General features: G+C 65.7%; 15 protein-coding genes. 4 read left to right on the top strand and 11 right to left on the bottom strand.

Annotation, left to right across the window (positions count from 1 at the left end):
- The first annotated feature begins 51 nt into the window (after window positions 1-51).
- The gene (locus M1248_RS05530; protein ID WP_317147780.1) at window positions 52-1,044 is read left to right on the top strand and encodes a hypothetical protein; all 993 of its coding nucleotides are present in this window, start codon (window positions 52-54) and stop codon (window positions 1,042-1,044) included.
- A gap of 162 nt (window positions 1,045-1,206) precedes the next feature.
- Window positions 1,207-3,261, top strand: a complete 2,055-nt coding sequence (locus M1248_RS05525) for a hypothetical protein (RefSeq protein ID WP_317147779.1) — start codon at window positions 1,207-1,209, stop codon at window positions 3,259-3,261.
- Here the strand turns inward: M1248_RS05525 and M1248_RS05520 are convergent.
- Window positions 3,258-3,491 carry a hypothetical protein gene (locus tag M1248_RS05520; RefSeq protein ID WP_163732780.1) on the bottom strand — a complete coding sequence of 78 codons (234 nt, stop codon included), beginning with the start codon at window positions 3,489-3,491 and terminating at the stop codon, window positions 3,258-3,260. The genes M1248_RS05525 and M1248_RS05520 overlap by 4 nt on opposite strands.
- A gap of 100 nt (window positions 3,492-3,591) precedes the next feature.
- On the opposite strand from M1248_RS05520, the gene M1248_RS05515 reads away from it, so the two are divergent.
- Window positions 3,592-4,077: a WXG100 family type VII secretion target gene (locus M1248_RS05515; protein WP_163732777.1), complete on the top strand. Its 486-nt coding sequence runs from the start codon at window positions 3,592-3,594 to the stop codon at window positions 4,075-4,077.
- A 101-nt stretch (window positions 4,078-4,178) separates the two neighbouring features.
- Window positions 4,179-5,000 (top strand): hypothetical protein, encoded by an 822-nt coding sequence (locus M1248_RS05510; protein WP_317147778.1) that lies wholly within the window; start codon window positions 4,179-4,181, stop codon window positions 4,998-5,000.
- 5 nt (window positions 5,001-5,005) lie between these two features.
- Here the strand turns inward: M1248_RS05510 and M1248_RS05505 are convergent, their stop codons facing one another.
- The 10 genes from M1248_RS05505 to eccB all read right to left on the bottom strand — a co-directional run bounded on the left by M1248_RS05505 (window position 5,006) and on the right by eccB (window position 16,293).
- A complete protein-coding gene (locus tag M1248_RS05505; protein WP_317147777.1) occupies window positions 5,006-5,314 on the bottom strand; it encodes a type VII secretion target in 309 nt (102 codons plus the stop codon).
- 18 nt (window positions 5,315-5,332) lie between these two features.
- Window positions 5,333-6,856, bottom strand: coding sequence for a type VII secretion integral membrane protein EccD (eccD, locus tag M1248_RS05500; RefSeq protein ID WP_317147776.1), 1,524 nt, complete (start codon window positions 6,854-6,856; stop codon window positions 5,333-5,335).
- On the bottom strand, window positions 6,853-8,223 hold the full coding sequence (locus tag M1248_RS05495) for a MinD/ParA family protein (protein WP_317147775.1): 1,371 nt from the start codon (window positions 8,221-8,223) through the stop codon (window positions 6,853-6,855). Before M1248_RS05495 ends, eccD begins: the two co-directional genes overlap by 4 nt.
- Before the next feature lie 97 nt (window positions 8,224-8,320).
- Complete coding sequence (locus M1248_RS05490; RefSeq protein ID WP_163732734.1) at window positions 8,321-8,617, bottom strand: WXG100 family type VII secretion target; 297 nt, start codon at window positions 8,615-8,617, stop codon at window positions 8,321-8,323.
- 30 nt (window positions 8,618-8,647) lie between these two features.
- Window positions 8,648-8,962, bottom strand: a complete 315-nt coding sequence (locus M1248_RS05485) for a WXG100 family type VII secretion target (protein WP_232076248.1) — start codon at window positions 8,960-8,962, stop codon at window positions 8,648-8,650.
- Window positions 8,963-9,042: 80 nt separating this feature from the next.
- A complete protein-coding gene (locus tag M1248_RS05480) occupies window positions 9,043-10,326 on the bottom strand; it encodes a PPE family protein (RefSeq protein WP_163732731.1) in 1,284 nt (427 codons plus the stop codon).
- A 41-nt stretch (window positions 10,327-10,367) separates the two neighbouring features.
- A complete protein-coding gene (locus M1248_RS05475) occupies window positions 10,368-10,661 on the bottom strand; it encodes a PE family protein (protein ID WP_163732728.1) in 294 nt (97 codons plus the stop codon).
- Window positions 10,662-10,826: 165 nt separating this feature from the next.
- Complete coding sequence (eccCb, locus tag M1248_RS05470; RefSeq protein WP_317147774.1) at window positions 10,827-12,587, bottom strand: type VII secretion protein EccCb; 1,761 nt, start codon at window positions 12,585-12,587, stop codon at window positions 10,827-10,829.
- Window positions 12,584-14,815 carry a type VII secretion protein EccCa gene (gene eccCa, locus M1248_RS05465; RefSeq protein WP_317147773.1) on the bottom strand — a complete coding sequence of 744 codons (2,232 nt, stop codon included), beginning with the start codon at window positions 14,813-14,815 and terminating at the stop codon, window positions 12,584-12,586. Before eccCa ends, eccCb begins: the two co-directional genes overlap by 4 nt.
- Window positions 14,812-16,293 (bottom strand): type VII secretion protein EccB, encoded by a 1,482-nt coding sequence (eccB, locus tag M1248_RS05460; protein ID WP_317147772.1) that lies wholly within the window; start codon window positions 16,291-16,293, stop codon window positions 14,812-14,814. The genes eccCa and eccB overlap by 4 nt, the downstream gene beginning before the upstream one ends.
- Window position 16,294 lies beyond the last annotated feature (1 nt).

Here is a 16,294-nt window from a genome sequence, read left to right as displayed (position 1 = left end):
TATCCGCCACAAGGCTATCCGGGTCCGCAGCAGCCGTGGGGCGTCGGACCGGTGCCGAAGAAGCGCGGCAATGGCTGGAAGTGGGGGCTCGGCGCGATTGCCTTGCTTGTGGTCATCGGAGTGACTGCAGCAGTGACGATTTCGGTCACGAAGGATGATGCAGACGACGGTCCGTCACCCACAGGCGAGACCTTCGGATTGGCGAGCGCCGACGACAAGGGCCCCGCGAACATCATCACCGAAGATCCGAGTTGCGCTGCTTGGACTCCGATCATCAAGACCCTGGGAGAGAAGCAGCGGAATGGCTGGGGCGATCGAGACCGGTCAGTACCAGCGACGCAATGGACACCAGAGCAACGGAGACAATACGAAGAGGTCGCCGATGCCATGCGTCGCGCAGCCGACCAGACCGCCCAGATAGCAAGGGTTACTCCGCACAGAGTCATGCGAGAGCTCTACGAGCAGTTCATCTCGTACGCGCGCGCATATGCAGATGCAATTCCCAACTACACCAAGCCGGACAATCTATTGGTTGGTGTTGCCGGCGGTACGTCTAATGCTGTCACCCGTATCTGCGCCACCATTACCTATGAGGCTGCTCCTGCGCGTGCTCCTCTTGTGGGCAGCGCACCGAGCCCGACTGTGCTGGCGCCGCTTACCGATCCAAACCATCCCCAAATGTTCTTGGCCGATTCCGATGACACATGCGCCGAATTCATCCGCGTGCTTGAACAGTTCGACGCCAATACAACAGCATGGCAGTCTCTGGACCCAGCTATCCCGGCGAGCAAGTGGAACCCTGAGCAGCGCAAGGTGGTAGACGACGTCATTCCGCTGATGAATTCACTAGCGGACGACATAGAGAATCTCGGTTTACAGAGCAGCAATCCAACGCTGCAGGATTTCGCAGTAGCTGCTGCCCAGTATCGACGAGCCTACGCGAGTGCACTGCCCTCATACTCGACCGCTGACTCGTACTTCGGCGCAGCATCCGCCGGCATCACCTCCGCTGTCGCTGATGCGTGCAGAGCTTCGGGAAGTTAGCCCATGGGCATCGGCAGGCCACGGGATCCACATGGGATGACTGCACCTCCGGCGTGGCCTGAAGTCGATGAGGACACACTCCGCTCTTGCGCAGAAGCCTTCGAAACGACTTCGACCACGGTTGGCTCGCAACTCGACGCCGCAAAAGAGCAACGCCTCCAAATGTTCGGTGGCGTTGGAATCTGGTCGGGTGGTGGCGCAACGGCGGCCAGCGGCGCCCTCGACAGACGGATCACAGATCTTGAAGGGGTCAAGGCCCGACTCGACGCCTCGGCAAAGCTCTTCCGTGACAGCGTGACCGCGATCGTCAATGCCAAGAACGCGATCATCGAGAACGTCGATAAGGCCAACGATCTCATCGATTTGATAAACGGTGCGGGAGGGTCAGCTTCCGAGAAGGAATCGGCGGTTCAGGCCATTGTGGACGCGACCCGCGGAGAGAACGCCGACGTCGTCGCGTTGGCCGGATCGCAGGTGTCGGGGAGGCCACCGCCGGGCAACCAAAATCTCGGAGTCGCTCCCACCGAGTCAGTCGCGGGCAAGGAGAACCCGGACAATCGCGTTCTTCTAGTCAGAAATCTAAAGGGCGGGGAACCAAGTCTCGCTCCCGCACCTGAGGCGCCGGCGGCGCCAGCTGGACCGCCACCTGCTGAAAATGTTCCGCAAGCGGTGGGCGAGGACGCACCCGCCGATCTGCCCGCGGAACCCGCGGAGATACCCTCCACGGCAGAAGATCTGCCACAGGTCGCAAGCTCTGGGGGAGAGGACAAGCCGGCGAGCCCACCACCGCTTCCGCCCGCCGAAGCGCCTCCCATCGAAGCACCTCCAGCACCAGCTCCCGGCATACCTGGCCTTCCCGGAATACCAGGCGCGCCAAGCGCTCCCAGTGCGCCGTCGGCGCCCAGTATCGGGTCGCCATCCAGCCCGGTGTCGAGCCCCTCGAGTCCTTCGGTGCCGTCCGCGACACCCACACCCAGCGCGCCGGCCGCCAGCGCCGCACCTACCACTCCTGCACAGCAGCTGACCGAATTCAACCGCGCCATGGCCGAATCGGCGGCCCGCGCCGCGGCACAAATGCCACCCATCCAACCGACACAACCGTCCGTACCGATGGGCTCGGCGCCTACACCGCAGCCTCTCGCTTCCCCGGCCCTTCCCGACGCACCTGCGTCCACCGCGCCGCCTCCTCCAGCCGCCTCGGGTCCGACCGGCGGGACTGCAGCGCCCATCGCGCCCGCGCCGAGTCCCGGTGCTCCAGCCGCACCGCCCGTACCACTCGGCCAGCCGGCCACACCACCGCCCGCCGCACCCGTCGCACCCGCTGGCCCCGTCGCGCCAGCCGTCCCGCCCCCCACCGCGGCCGCCGGTGCCAGCACTGTGGGAGCCCCTGCGCCCGTGCCGGTTTCGGCCGCCCGCGCCCACCGCGAGGCCGCCGCCGCAGCAGCCACCGCCGGGGCCCTGCGCCGTCGTTCGCCCGGCAACGATCCCGCCGTGCTCGCCCAACGTATCGCCGCCGCCCTCAACGTCGGCATCACCGACGTCGGCTTCGTCTGGCTCACCGGCCTTGCGAAGGACGGCTCCATCGTCGTCGCCAACAACTACGGGCTCGGCTACATCCCCGACGGTGTGAACCTGCCCGAACAAGTCACCATGGCCACCGCCGACGAGAGCATCCCCGCGACGGTCCGCGGCACCTGGACGACGTATCCAATTCTCGCCCTTCATGGTTGGGCTCAACACCACAACACCGACCTTCGCGCCGTCATCGCCACCGAGGACCAGTTCAAGGGGTTCGACCCTGGAGCGCCCAAGATCGTTCTGCGCCCCGACGACATCCCCGAGAGCGGAACCATGGAAGGTCGGCACCGCCTCCAGGTGATTGCCCCCGACGCCGCGGTCAAGCTCGCCGCGGTCAGCAGCACCGGACTACCCGATCTCCTGCCGCCGGCTCAGGCCGATGCCAATGCGCCCGAGGACAAACGAGCGCAATTGTGGTTCGAGGTGTTCCGTCCGCTCCTGAGCAATGCGCCCGAGCGCGCTGTCGTGCAAATCGAGGCGTTCGTCACCTATGCCGAGCATGCGCAGGAACTAGCCCTGTACCGCGCCCACACCACCGTCGACCCGGCTGACCAGCGCGCCGCAATTGCCGACTGGATCTACTGGCAACACCTGAGCGTGCTGATGTCCGACGCCATCGCGACCGAAGCGACCGTCTAGCGCGACGCGGACCTATCGTCGGGACCGTCCTGTTGCGATTCGTCCCAGAGCGCCCACTCCGGTAGCGGCGTCGGCGGCACCATGCCCATCTCCCCCAGCGTGCCCAGCGTTGGATCGATCTTGTGCCGATAACTCACCTTGCGCCTGCGAACGACGTACACAATCGCGATCGCGAGCACGCCGGACGCGATGAACACCAGCAGCGCCACCTGGAGAATCAGCAGCAACACTCGCTCACTGTACGTAGATCTGCGAGCCCTTCTCGCACCGTTTGCCGCCGCATTCCAAGAACTGCAAATAGTGCATCTACTTACCCGCGATAATCAGTTCGTGGCCACTTCCATCTCAGCCGTCGAGGCGTCACAGCCGGAGCGTCTGGTATCGGCTGCCGCCGACGTGGGCGCCATGGCCTCACAGCTCGACAACCTGATCACGATGCAGCGCGAATCGCTCGCCGAACTGCGTGACGGTTGGACAGGGGGAGCGGCCGACGCGGCGATCGCCCGCGGTGAACAGAACCTCACCGTTCAGGAAGCGCTGCGCGACAGACTGCACACCCTGCAAGGCGTTCTGGCCTCCGGCGGAGGGCAGCTCAACTCGGCGCGTACGGCGCTGCTGGACATGGTCGGCGAATTGCGGGGCCAAGGTTGGGAGATCTCCGACGACGGGGTGACGACGCCCCCGCCCAATCTGTCGGAAGCTTTCCGCAGTGTCCCGCAGGCATACACGCTGATGATCCAGCGACTGCTCGAGACATACGCTGTCATCGACGACGAGACCGCCGATGGTTTCCCCATATTCGAGCCAGGCGGATGATCAGGCCTCTCGGCGTCCTCGCAGCAGCTCTCGTCGCCGTGTCTGCCTGCGGCACTTCCACTCCGGAGCTGCCACCAGATTCTCCGTCGGAAATGCTCAGCATGCTCACCAGCGACCGGGGCGACGACGTCCTCAACGCCGTGACGACGCACGAATGGGATGACGACGGCGCGGCTGCCGGGGCGCGCTTCACCTGGATCGGCGAGGACGACGGCGCTGCGAACCAAGGTGCCGCACCGTTGGCCGGGTACCTCATCACCAACCATGGCAACTTGATGGCGCTGGACTCCGGGTTCCTCGGTCTCACGAAAGTTTCGGCAGCACAAATGAATCCACAGCTGGTCCGCGACTACGCCACCGCGCTGGCGCCCCACCTCGGCCAACTTGTCGGCGGTCGCCAGAGCGCGTTCGACTCCCTCCGCGCCCAGATGGCGGACGACCCGTTGGCATTACGAAACCTGCTGTCGGTCTTCGTCGCCGACCCCGAGGCCGGACGCACAGCCGTTGAGGCCTCACAGGCCGCCGCCGAGCAGTACGAGGAGGCCGCGGCTGCGGCCCCACCGGACAGCGACGAGTCTGTTGCCGCCCTCAAGGCAGCGGGTTCACTGCTCGGCGCCGCGTATGGCGCGATCGAACTGGCGGACAGCGACATCCCGACACCATCCAGCGGCCCGGCAACCAGCGAAATGGCGGTGCGGGTCGCGACCATCCTGGTGCCGGCAGATCCCAACCCCGCGATCGTCAGCAAGTACGTCCAGGACGGCCGCCTGATGTCACCCGCTGCGGTCGAGAACACGTTCTCCATCAACGCCATGCGCACGTACTACCTTGATTTGCAGAATTACATCGGCACAAAGGGATTCGAAGACGGGAACAACGCGTTCTTCGCAGCATTCAAGGACAGTGCCGGGGTGCCTCTGTGATGATGTCAGCTCGGGATGTCGACGTTGCCGATGTCGTCGGCGACCTGTTGATCCTGACGAGAATAGGCACGCACAGCGTCATCCAGCCTTTCGCTGTACTCCCGCACACTCTCGATCGCCTCGGTAAGCGCCGCGGTGATGCCCTCCTGCGCCCTGCGGCATGACTCGGCGGTGAGCAACTGACCCAGCGACGGGGCGGCATCACCGACGACCTCGTCGGCCCGAATGCGGCTCAGACCGTCGGCTGCATCACCGAAAGCCACTGTCGCAGTGCGCAGCACCTCGGGATCGAACCCGGGTAGGTTACCGCTCATCGCTCGCTCCCCTCGCAATCAGAACCTCAAATTTCGCAGGAGGTCGTACACGCTGGCGATCCACAACAGCAACGGGATGATCGCCGCAATCGCGGCACCGTCGACCAATTCGAGGATTCGCTTGGTCACCGGCGACACCCGCTGCACGCTGCTGGCCGCTCCGATGACGATCAGCGTGACGATTCCCAACGCCACATACAGGGCGAGCACCAGCCACGCGCGGTCGGGATCCCACAACGACAGCTTCACCATCAAGCCCGTCGGAATCACGACAACCGCCGCCAACAACGCCCACGCACACCAGCGTTCGGCGTAGAGCCGAGACCTGAAGCCGCAGATCGACGTGACGAGGCCCGCGACGATCATGCTGTGGACGAAGAAGTGTCCCTGCACCACAACGGTGATCGCGCCGATCGCCAAGACCAGCGCACCCGCGGTGACGAACCCGATAAGCAACCGCGTCGCCAACTGGCTGCGCTCGTGCAGCCGCGCAGCGGAGTCCGGCACAGACTCGATTATCGCCTGCCACGTCGGTGACTCGTCGCCCATGGGAGCGGCGACGGGGTCGAGAAGTTCCTCGCTGCCGACGGTTTCGCCGGGTGCGGGAATCGGCGGCAGCGCGATCCGAGCCACCGCAACGGTCAGCTTGGCCGCGTTGGTCACGACGATCAGGCCGAATGCAATTGCGCCGGCGGGCACCCAGTATTGCCATCCATAACCGAACGCGACAGCCGCCGCGGACCCCGCGATGGACGCGACCGCCAAGAACGAAGCCAGCTCGGCCCTTTTGCGCGGTCCGCCTCGGGTCGCCAGCGTCAACAACAACACCACCGCGGCCGCACCCGCGGCTTGCGGCGCGCCGAGCCCGCCGTAGCCGATCGGCAGCGGGACGGCGAGCGCCGCCGCTGCCGCCAGTGTGGGTATCGACGCGACCAGCAGACTCTCCGACATGTTGATGTTCTGGTACCGGTTGGTCGCCAGCATGCTGCCGCCCAACAGTCCCAGCCCGAGGACGGCCAGCGCCACCGCCCACCACCACGCGTGACCGCTGCGCGCCCATGCCACCAACGACATCACCGACACCGCCAGCGCGGTGAATGGAATCGCCAGGCCGACAAACCGATTCAATGCGGTGCGATCGAACTCGGGCGACTCGTCAAGTACCGCGATAGCGTCTATCACGTCCTCGACCAGGGGCCGATAACGTTCGGTCCGGCTGACGGAAACCAGCGTCAGCAGCGACCCGTCGACCACACCCGCGTCATCCAACGACTCGTTGAATCTCAGCGGCGGTGCGCCCGGGCGCGCGAACGCCCACACCCCCTGCACCGAGAAGTCGAACCCGGCGAGGACATCCTTCGGCGTGTCCTCGAGTAGCTCGGCCAGCACCGAAACCGTCTCATCGATGTACGTTTCGATCGGTGCCGACGCCGGCAGCACCAGGTCGGTCATCCGCCGACCGGTCAGGATCGTCACGCGTGTGGTCGACGGGCGGCCAGGCGTCACACCCGACGCCGGTGCTGCGGCGGCGGTGGAGGTCAACGCCGTTCGAGCCTGTCGAAGTCGTCGGACAAGGCCGCGGCCAACTCGATGACCCGGCGCCGGAAGTCCTTACCGAGCAGGTCGAGTTGGATCTCGGTGCCTGCCGCGATGTGCTTGTCGTACGGCAACACTATGACTCGCCCCGGCGGGACATGGCGCTCGAACTGCTGCACCAGATCCTCGATATCGATGTTTGGCTTGCCCGGCACCACGTGGTTGATCACCACGCACGAGCGGCCCAGCAGATCCTGATATCCGTTCTGCCGCAACCAGTCCATGGTGATCGCGGCCTGACGTGCACCGTCGATCGAGGCGCTCGCCACGATCACCAGACCGGAAACCGTCGAAAGCACGCCGCGAGCAGCGGGCTGGAACAGCCCGGCGCCGCAGTCGGCCAACACCAGGTTGTAGTAACGCGAGACGATGCTCGTCGCTTCTTTCCAGTCCTCGTCGTTGAACTCTCGGCGCGCGGCGCTGTAATCGTCGGACGACAGGACCTCGAGGTTCGAGCCGTTCATGCTCGTATACGCGCGAATGTCGTTGTACCGCGCAAGTTCCTTGTCCGACAGCAGATCTGCGATCGTCGCCGCCGACTGCCGTCCCGCGCGATCGGCGAGGTTGCCGCCGTCCGGGTCCGCGTCGATGGCCAAGATCCGGTCGCCGCGCACCTTGCTCAGCGCAGAACCCAGCGAGACGGTGATGGCGGTCTTGCCGACACCGCCCTTCAACCCGAAGACGCCAATCTGATACGAGTCGCGCGCATTTCGGCGGATCCGGGTGTGCAGATCCATCTCGTAGAGCTCGTCGGGTGACAACCCGAGATTGATACGCGTCAGCAGGTACAGCAGGTGCCGCCAGCCGCGCTGCGAAGGCATCTTCACCGCGGACTTCACGCCGACGTGCGACAGCGCATCGATGGCGCGATGGTTGCCGATCGTCGCCGCCGACGTCTGCGCGGGCTGGCCCACGCGACGCACCAAATCCATGTCGGAAGGGCTTTCGGCGAAGTGCTGCGACGGCGCGGGTGCAGGTGCCGGCCGTGGGGCGGGTATCGGCGCCGGCCGCTGTTGTTCGAAGCGGGCACCTGCCGGTCCGGTCGCCTTCGGTGTCCGCATCATCCCGTTGGGCTGCGGGCGCTGCGGCGCGGCCGGGCGTGCGGCCGGCATCTGCGTCGTGACCTCAGTCTGGCGCGGTGCCGGCGCGGCGGCGGCCTGAGTCTTGTTCGGATCGACGGGCATCGCGGGCGGTGTCACTTCGCTACGGCCAGGGCCGGTGACGGCGACATCGCGATCCGCGTCGTCGGCTGTCGGCATAGCGTCCACCGAGGACCCTGAAGCGTGGAAAAGCCGGTCATAATCTGCCGACATGAGTACCTCTCATTGCTAGAAGTCACGGCGCACGCGGTGGGCGGGGTTGACGGGCCCCTTTGGGCGGCACCCTCGCCCACCTGCGTGCGCCGTCGTGCTAGACGAACTTTGCGGTAACGGCCGCTTCTGTTTGGGCCATGGTCATGCCAGCCTCACTGATGGCATGGCCCAGTTGTTGGAGCGCTGTGTTCAACTCAAGAGACGTGTTGTCCCAGCGCGTCTGCACGGCTAGGTAAGCCTCGGAACCGCTGCCGCCCCAGACCGACTGGAGCGCCGCCAGCGACGCCTTACCCTCATCGAGTAGCCCGTGCACTCGCGCGGCGGCGCCTCCGACCTCGCCGGCCCCGCCCTCAATCGCGCCGAAATTCCATACCTGTTGTCCAGTAGAGCTCATCCTCTGTCCTTCCTCTGCGATTGATCTGGGTCAGATGCCCATATTGGTCATTGCGGTCTGCACCACCGAAGCTTGATCGGTGTCAGTGGCCGTGTAGTCCGTGCCCGAACTGTGGATATTCATGCTGATTTCGTCCAACAACGTGCGCTGGGTCTGGGCCGCCTCCTGGTAGCGGACCAGCGCCGCCTGGGCGGCAGTACCTGAATCGCCCTGCCACGCCGGCCGAAGGCCATTCGCGGTGGCGTCGACCTGACTCATGATGGCCTGGAGCTCACCCGAGATTCGTTCGAAGTTGCCGGCCTCTTTGGCGAGGACAGCAGCATCGGTTTCCATTCCTGCTGGCATTGTGTGCTTCCTTTTCTCTTTCCTGTGTCCTCACCACGCGATGGCGAGTCTTTCCGGTCACGGGACCGGGAAGTCTGTGGTTACCAGTCGTCTTCTTCGTCTTCGCTGAGGTCTTGGGGCAGCACGGACGGCGCCGTCAACCCCTGCTTGGACCCGCCGCTCTTCCCACGTTGGCCCATCGCTCCCATCGGGCCCATCCCCCCGCCTGCTCCGACGGGCGCCAGACCCATACCGCCCGCACCCGCGGCGGCACCGGTCGACACCAAGGGCTTGCTCTCGCCGATCAGGTTGGCCAACAACGGGGTTCGTGGCGCTGTGCCACCCGCGCCGGGCAGCGACGCCGCACGGACCAGCCCGGCACCCGAGCCCGCACCCGAGCCGCCGGCCAATGGATGATTGGACAGCGGACTGGCACCGATCAGGCCAATTTGGGCCTTGTCAGCGCCGCCCAGGCTGCTGAACAGCGATGACACCTGCTGCAGTGGCTGCGTCAGCTGCTGCATCGGCTGCATGATCATCTGGCTGGCCTGCTGCGGAATCTGACCGACAGCCGATCCGATTTGCGACGCCATCTGCATGCCCATCTGCATGCCCTGCTGCGGTAGTTGGCTCTGTTGGCCGGTCTGCTGAACCTCGTTGTCCGCGCGCTGAACGGAGCCTTGCGCGCGCTGCTCGGCCATGCTGGCCTGTCCGGCGGCCTGGCCGGCGATAAGGGCGACCGACTCGGCCTTGCCCTGCGCGCTGACCTGCGCGATCGCGGCGTTGCGAATCGCGGCCGCGGGCGCCATGGCCGCCGCCGATGCCAGCGCCGCGGCCGCCCCGCTCTCGCCGACGCCGGGCATCACGACCGGCTTCGGCGGCGCGATCAGCTCGAACATCAGGTTCAGCAGGGTTTCGGCCTGGTAGACGTCCATCGCCCCGGCGGCCTGATTCCACATCCGCACGAAGTAATCGATCTCGTTCAATGCGATCGGGATGGTGTTGACCCAGAAGAAGTTGGTGGCCTCGAGCACCGCGTGGGTGATGTGGTTCTGCTCGATCTCCGCCAGCGGAGGCGTGGTCGCCATCGCGGTGGTGTAGGCGTTGGCCTGCGCGATGGCCTGCATCGCCCGCTTCATCGCCTGCGCGGACACCGTCCTCAGCCAGGTGACCATCGGCATGGTCGAGGAGACGGCCCGCTCACTGGCTGAACCACTCCATACCGATGTCAGGGCAGCCAGACTCGCGGCCAGTTCATCGGCCTGAGTCTCGAGGGATATCGCCAGGGCTTCCCACCCCGCGGCAGCCTGGAGCATGGGTGCCGGCCCGGCACCCAGCATCAGCCGCGCAGTGTTCACCTCCGGCGGCATTCCATGCCACTCCATCAGATATTGATTCCTCGCCTACGAAGTCGGTCAGCGAGATGTCAGAAGGTGGCGGCGTTGGCGCTGTCGACCGCTTCGTAAACTCCCGCGATCTCTACGTAGGCCGCCCCTGCGCGGGATAGCTCTTCCTGAGCAAACGTATTCAACGCCAGGGCCTCGACACCCTCCTTGGCGAAGACCGCGGCCGCCTGGGCGGAGACCTCGTCGGCACCGGCGGGCACCAGTGCGGAAACCGCAGCGGCGGCGACGGTGCCAGCGGCCAGACCGCGAACACCGTTTGCGACTACCTGTGTGCCGATGCCGACAGCTCCCGGGTTGTGCTCCAAGGGTTGCATTGCGCTATCTCCCTACATATAGATGAATTGCCTGAATATTCATTTATGAAAGGGCCTAGCTGCATAGCCGGTGCGTCTGGAATCTTCCCCCGACCCCGTCGCTCGCACTGAAATCTATGTTTGCTAGGACGTCTCCGATTAATACTAACCACGTCTGAGGGGTGCTCAGAACACTTCTTCTTCGGGTGGATCCACATAGGCCGCCTGGATGACCTCTTTGGCATCCGGTGAGACCAGAAAGGCCTGGCCAGGAGGCCGCCGCTGCACCTTGATCTCGCGTGAGGGGAAGTCCACCTTCTCCCCAGACAGGAACAGCGTGGGGGTACCGGCGCCGTAGGCGGCACCCACGAACTTGTCCATCGTGGCCCGATGCGCCTGGCTCATCTGGCAGGTCACGATGATGTGCAGGCCGATGTCCGCCGCCGCGGGCAGCAACGGAAACAATGGTGCCATCGGCGGGACCATCCCGCTGGCCGCGACGATCATGTGCCAGTCGTCAACCAGCAGCACCACGTCCGGGCCCTTCCACCATGACCGCGACCGCAACTGCGAGGTGGTCAGGTCCGGCGGAGGCATCCGCTTCTGCAGGTTGCCGGCGAGTGCCTGGATCGACACTTCCAGCGCTGACTGGTTGCGGTTCACCGCCCCCGCATCCAGCAGGTGGCTTTGCGGTACCGCATCGAGCAGCCCCGAGCGATAGTCGGCCAGCATGAACCGCACCTGGGATGGGTCGTTGCGCCTGCAGATGGCCTGGGCCACCGCGTGCGCGATCTGGGTCTTGCCCGACTTCGGAGCGCCGAAGATCAGCAGGTGCGGCGTCAGGTGCATGTGGTTATACGCCACCGACAGGTCCGCCTCGCGCACGCCGAGCGGCACCGTCCACCGCGTGCGGTAGTCGCTGTCGGGGCCGGGGGGGTTCGGATCCAGCTCGTGCAGGTAGATGCGCTCGGGCAGCACCCGCACCTTGGGTGCCTGTTCGGTGTTCTGCTCGCTGATGGCCTCCACCGCGTTGGACATCGCCGTGACGAGTTCGTGGTCGCTGTGCACGCCGTCGAGCCGGGGGACGCCCATCATCAGGTGGTGCTTCTCCATAGACACAGCGCGACCTGGCCGATTTTGCGGGATCTCGCGGGTGATGCGGTCGATCTGAGTCTCGTTAACGTCGCCGAGCCGGAATTCGATCTTGGTGCCGAGGTAGTCGCGGATGCGTGATTTCAGCTCGGTCCAGCGCGGGGTCGAGATCACCGTGTGCACACCGAACTGGAGACCCTGCCCGGCGATGTCCTGCACCGTGGGCTCGAGGTCGGGGAACTCCGCGACGAATGCTGGCCAGCCGTCGATGACCATGAACACGTCACCGAATGGGTCGGCGGCGGCGGGGTGGTTCGGATCTGCACGCATCTGCCGATACGCCGCCATGGACCCCACCCGCAGCTGCTTGAACAGCGCTTCTCGTTGGCGCAGAACGGCTTTCATCTCGGCGACGACCCGGTTCACCTTGTCTGGTTCCGCTCGCGTCGCCACACCGCCGACGTGCGGCAGGTCCTCCAGGTACATCAGGCCGCCGCCGCCGAGGTCGATGCAATAGAACTGCACCTGGCGCGGAGTATGCGTGGCCGCCGCGGAGAGCACGAGAGTCTGCAGGAACGTGGACTTGCCCGTCTGAGGCGCGCCACCCACGGCGATGTTGCCGCCGGCCGCCGAGACGTCGACGCCCCAGACCTCCTGGCGGTGCCGACGCGGTTCGTCCATGATTCCCAAGCCGAATCGCAGCGGCTGCCACTGATGATCGCGTTCGATGAGCTCGTTCACCGGGGTCGGATCCGACAACGGCGGCAACCACATCCGGTAGGCACGGGTCTCGCCGATGTCGAGCTGGTCGATGATGACCTCGCGCAGTACCCGCTGTTCCGGTGTCGTTGTCATGATGTCACCGCCGTATCGAAGATCGGCGCGGCGGTGAACTGGCGGATGCGTATCCGGTCCGCAGTCTGAACACGCGGCGTGACTTCACCGTTGTCCTGTACCGACGTGGTCGGCACATAGTTGACGCCGGTGTACACGCTGTGGAATTTGACGGGGTCTTCCATGCCGACCCGCAGGAACCCGACGCCGCTCTCCTTGTTCGTGATGTATTGCGCCTCAGGCGTTCCGATCACTGCCTTGGATTCGGCCGAACTCGTGGTGCGCAGCGCGATACGGTACGTGAGGTTGGGTTCGAGCTTGTCGATACGCACGCCTCCGGTGTTCAGCGACTGCGTGGCGAGCAACAGGTGCACCCGCAGCGACCGGCCAACGCGGCAGATCCGGTCGAACAGCCCGATGAAGTCCGGGTGGTTCTGCAGTAGCTCGGCGAACTCGTCGACGACCACGAAAAGGGTTGGCAACGGCGGCAAGTCGGCGCCGCGCTCCCGGTGCTTCTCATACTCGGCGACGCCTGACAGCGCACCCGCGGCGCCAACCTGGATGCCGGCCTGCCGCAGGATCGACTGCCTGCGGTCCAGCTCACCGGTGAGCACCTCACCCATGCGGCTGACGAGCTCGGCTTCTTCCTCCATGTTGGTGACGACCGCGGCGGTATGCGGCAACCGCTCCATGCCCAGGAACGTCGAGCCACCCTTGAAGTCGGTGAGCAGCAGGTTGATCTGATCCGGATGGTGGGTGGCCGCCAGCGACAGGATCAGTGTGCGCAGGAACTCTGACTTGCCGGAACCCGTTGTACCGATCAGCATCCCGTGCGGGCCGGCACCGAACTCCGCGCCCTCCTTGATGTCGAGATACATGATGTCGCCCGTCTTCAGTTCGTGACCGAACGGGATACGCAGCCGGTCCCGGTCCGCGTCGGCGAACATCCGCCACCTGCTGGGCGTCACGTCTTCGATCGTGTGCGCGCCGACGAGCTGGTGCCATTCGGTGGCAACCTTCTTCTGTACACGCACACTCTTGTCGATGATGGTTCCCGTGATGGACCATCCGGCGAGCTTGCGCGCGATGCGGTTCGCCTGCTCCGGAGTCATCTTGTCGGTCGCCGAGGTCACCAACCGGAACGTCTGGTTGGGCAACCGGTCATCGGCGGTGCCGTCGGCGTCGACGCGAATTCGGTAGGCCGAGCCGCGATGGTTGCCGAGCGTGAGGACGGTGACGCCGGCCCGGCCGTCAATCGGGAAGCCGGCCCTGCCGCCCGAGAGGTCGACGACGACGACGTACGGTCCGCTCGGGGTGGCGTCGGGCGTGTGCGGGCCGCGAGCGGTCAGGTCGCTCAACCCGTCCGGTCGCGTGAACACCAGCCTCGTCGGACCGGCGGCGTCGGTGTCCGTCTGGTGCTGTACGTGCGGAAGCCATTTGAGCCAGGCCCAATTCGGATCCTCCGGGTTGTCGGTGAGCACCCGGATCTGCAACAGGTCCGGCGGATGAAACACCGCGAGATGGCAGATCATCGCCGTGAGCAGACCGGCGGCTGCGTCCGGGTCGCCGCCGACCGCGATGGTCGGAAAGGTGCGCAGCTGCACCAGTTTCGGGCAATCGTGGATCAAACCGTGGGTGCGCAGGAACTTGGTGACCCACATGTGGCTGACTGGTTCCAGATGCGGTGCCGGGGCGCCCTGCGGTCCGGCCAGCTCGCCGCCGACGGCGGGCTTGAGCAGCCGGTCCACCGCAGGCTCGGTACCGAGGCCGATGCGCACCGCCGAGAAGAAGTCGGCATTGGTCGGACGTGACCATTGCCGGTTGGTCCCGATGATCGACAGCAGATCGTCGGGATGCGGTGCGTGATAGTTGAAGAACGTCACCTGAGCGGTCGCCGAAGACGTCACGCGGGTCCGGAGACCCGCGAGGTACCGCAGGTATTCCTTGCGGTCGGCGTTGATCTCGGGCACCTTCTTGCCGCCCGGACCGCCGCCCGCCATGAAGCCGACGGTGGCCATCACCATCATCAGCGGCATCATCAGCATGTACGGCGAGAGCTGCCGGATGCCGGTGAAGATCATGATCGCGATCATGCCGAGCATGCCGCCGCCCATGACCCAAGGCAGCGCCTTCTGAATGCCCGACGGCGGGATCTCGACGCCGAGGTCGTCGGGCGGGGTCACGTTGATCTCACCGGGTGTAAGCCGTGGCCCGCGTTTGATGATCGGCGTGAACTTCTTGGTGGTCACCGGCCGCCTCCGGTGTTCGCGGTGACGGGTTGCGCGCCGGCGTTGGTGCCGTCGGGGACCTTGCGCGGGTTGGGGTTTGGCGGCAGGGTGTCGTGTTCGATCAGCGCCGCCTCCTTGGACAGCACAGGACCGTCGACCAACAGGCTGACCACCTGCCACGGCGCGGTCACCGGCGCACTGAGGCCGATGGTGCTTCCCGTCTCCTCGTCGGGCAGCCCGTAACGCACACCCTGCGGGTCGATGTAGTAGAGGCTCTCGCCGTAGCGTGGGTCCGGCGATTGCAGCCGAATATACTTACCGCCGTCGATGTAAACCTTTGCATCGCCACCGATCTGGTCGATGCCGGTGTTCATGGCCGACGGTGCGATCGGCAGGTGACGCCCCGCGATGACGGTGGTCTTGGGCGCCTGGTCGCCCGGCTCGCGCTGCCATGACCAGCACAGCGTCGGCGCATCCTCGCGCAGCAGGATCTCCAGCGGCTCGTCCGGTAGCGGTGAGCCGTAGACCTGCTCGGCGATCTTGGCGACCGTGCTGGCCTCGACGGACGGTGGTGTCACCAGGCCGAACGAGTTGGTGGCGCGCAGTGCCGCCGCGGTGGTGCCGTTGATCCGCGCCACGCCGTCGGGCAATACCACGAAATGCTGTTCTCCGTCTTCGGTCAGCGCCATGAACACCGAACCGATCACCAGATTCGGTGGCAGGCCAACGGTATTGGGCTCGCCGAAGCGCGCGATCGCAGGCAGCCGCAACGGCCCGGCGTTGGGCAGCGCGTTGAAGACACCCTCCGAGATCGGCGTCGCCTTGGAGGTGACGGGGACGCCCACCGCCGACGTCACCGCGCGGTCAGACAGATCGATGGCGTGCCGCCCGGTCTCGGTCACCAGCCAGTTATCGTTCTCGTAGGACACCAACAGGCCCTCGTCGGGGCGCATCGGGCCGACCGAGGAGTCGAGGTAAAGGGGTTGCACGACAACCGATGTCTCCATCTCCGGTGCCACGCTCTCGGGCTTGGCCACGGTGTCGCACAAGGTCCAGGTCGAGCTGGCGCCGCCGACCGGCGTGGCATAGGGCGCACCCGGAATGCCGATCGGCTGCCCCTTGTGCATCCGGTCCAACTCGTCTGACTTCACCGCGACCGGGGTGCCTGCGTTGCCGAGCACCAGTCGCGCCGATGTCAGGTTGTAGACGGGCCGCAACTGGTCGGAGCCTGGGATGACGACGTAGAGCTGGTTGGTGGTGCGGTCGACGAGAAGCGTGTCAGCGCCCCGCTTTCCAAGCGGCTTGAAGTAGGCCAGCAGCGCCGCCCCCAGGCAGATCAGGACGGCGATCACGATGCCTGCCGAGACCGCGCGGCTGTAGAACTGCAGCGGGTCGTCGAACATGCGGGTGTCCCGTCGCACGATCGCGTGCTCCACCCTGCGCAGCAGGAAGCGCCAGCCGCTGACCTGCACCTTGGTGGTGAGCCGGAAACTCGCCATG

The sequence above is a fragment of the Mycobacterium sp. 29Ha genome (assembly GCF_032883055.1).
Lineage (GTDB): Bacteria > Actinomycetota > Actinomycetes > Mycobacteriales > Mycobacteriaceae > Mycobacterium > Mycobacterium gallinarum.
The sequence above is the reverse complement of the archived record's forward strand: the minus strand, read 5'-3'. Positions and strand labels throughout refer to the sequence as shown.

Bases quoted from the DNA above. Each gene is read 5' to 3' on its own strand.
- M1248_RS05525 (WP_317147779.1), top strand. From the start codon at position 1,207: ATGTTCGGTGGCGTTGGAATCTGGTCGGGTGGTGGCGCAACGGCGGCC.
- M1248_RS05510 (WP_317147778.1), top strand. From the start codon at position 4,179: ATGCTCACCAGCGACCGGGGCGACGACGTCCTCAACGCCGTGACGACG.
- M1248_RS05505 (WP_317147777.1), bottom strand. From the start codon at position 5,314: ATGAGCGGTAACCTACCCGGGTTCGATCCCGAGGTGCTGCGCACTGCG.
- M1248_RS05495 (WP_317147775.1), bottom strand. From the start codon at position 8,223: ATGTCGGCAGATTATGACCGGCTTTTCCACGCTTCAGGGTCCTCGGTG.
- M1248_RS05490 (WP_163732734.1), bottom strand. From the start codon at position 8,617: ATGAGCTCTACTGGACAACAGGTATGGAATTTCGGCGCGATTGAGGGC.
- M1248_RS05485 (WP_232076248.1), bottom strand. From the start codon at position 8,962: ATGCCAGCAGGAATGGAAACCGATGCTGCTGTCCTCGCCAAAGAGGCC.
- M1248_RS05480 (WP_163732731.1), bottom strand. From the start codon at position 10,326: ATGGAGTGGCATGGAATGCCGCCGGAGGTGAACACTGCGCGGCTGATG.
- M1248_RS05475 (WP_163732728.1), bottom strand. From the start codon at position 10,661: ATGCAACCCTTGGAGCACAACCCGGGAGCTGTCGGCATCGGCACACAG.
- eccCb (WP_317147774.1), bottom strand. From the start codon at position 12,587: ATGACAACGACACCGGAACAGCGGGTACTGCGCGAGGTCATCATCGAC.
- eccB (WP_317147772.1), bottom strand. From the start codon at position 16,293: ATGGCGAGTTTCCGGCTCACCACCAAGGTGCAGGTCAGCGGCTGGCGC.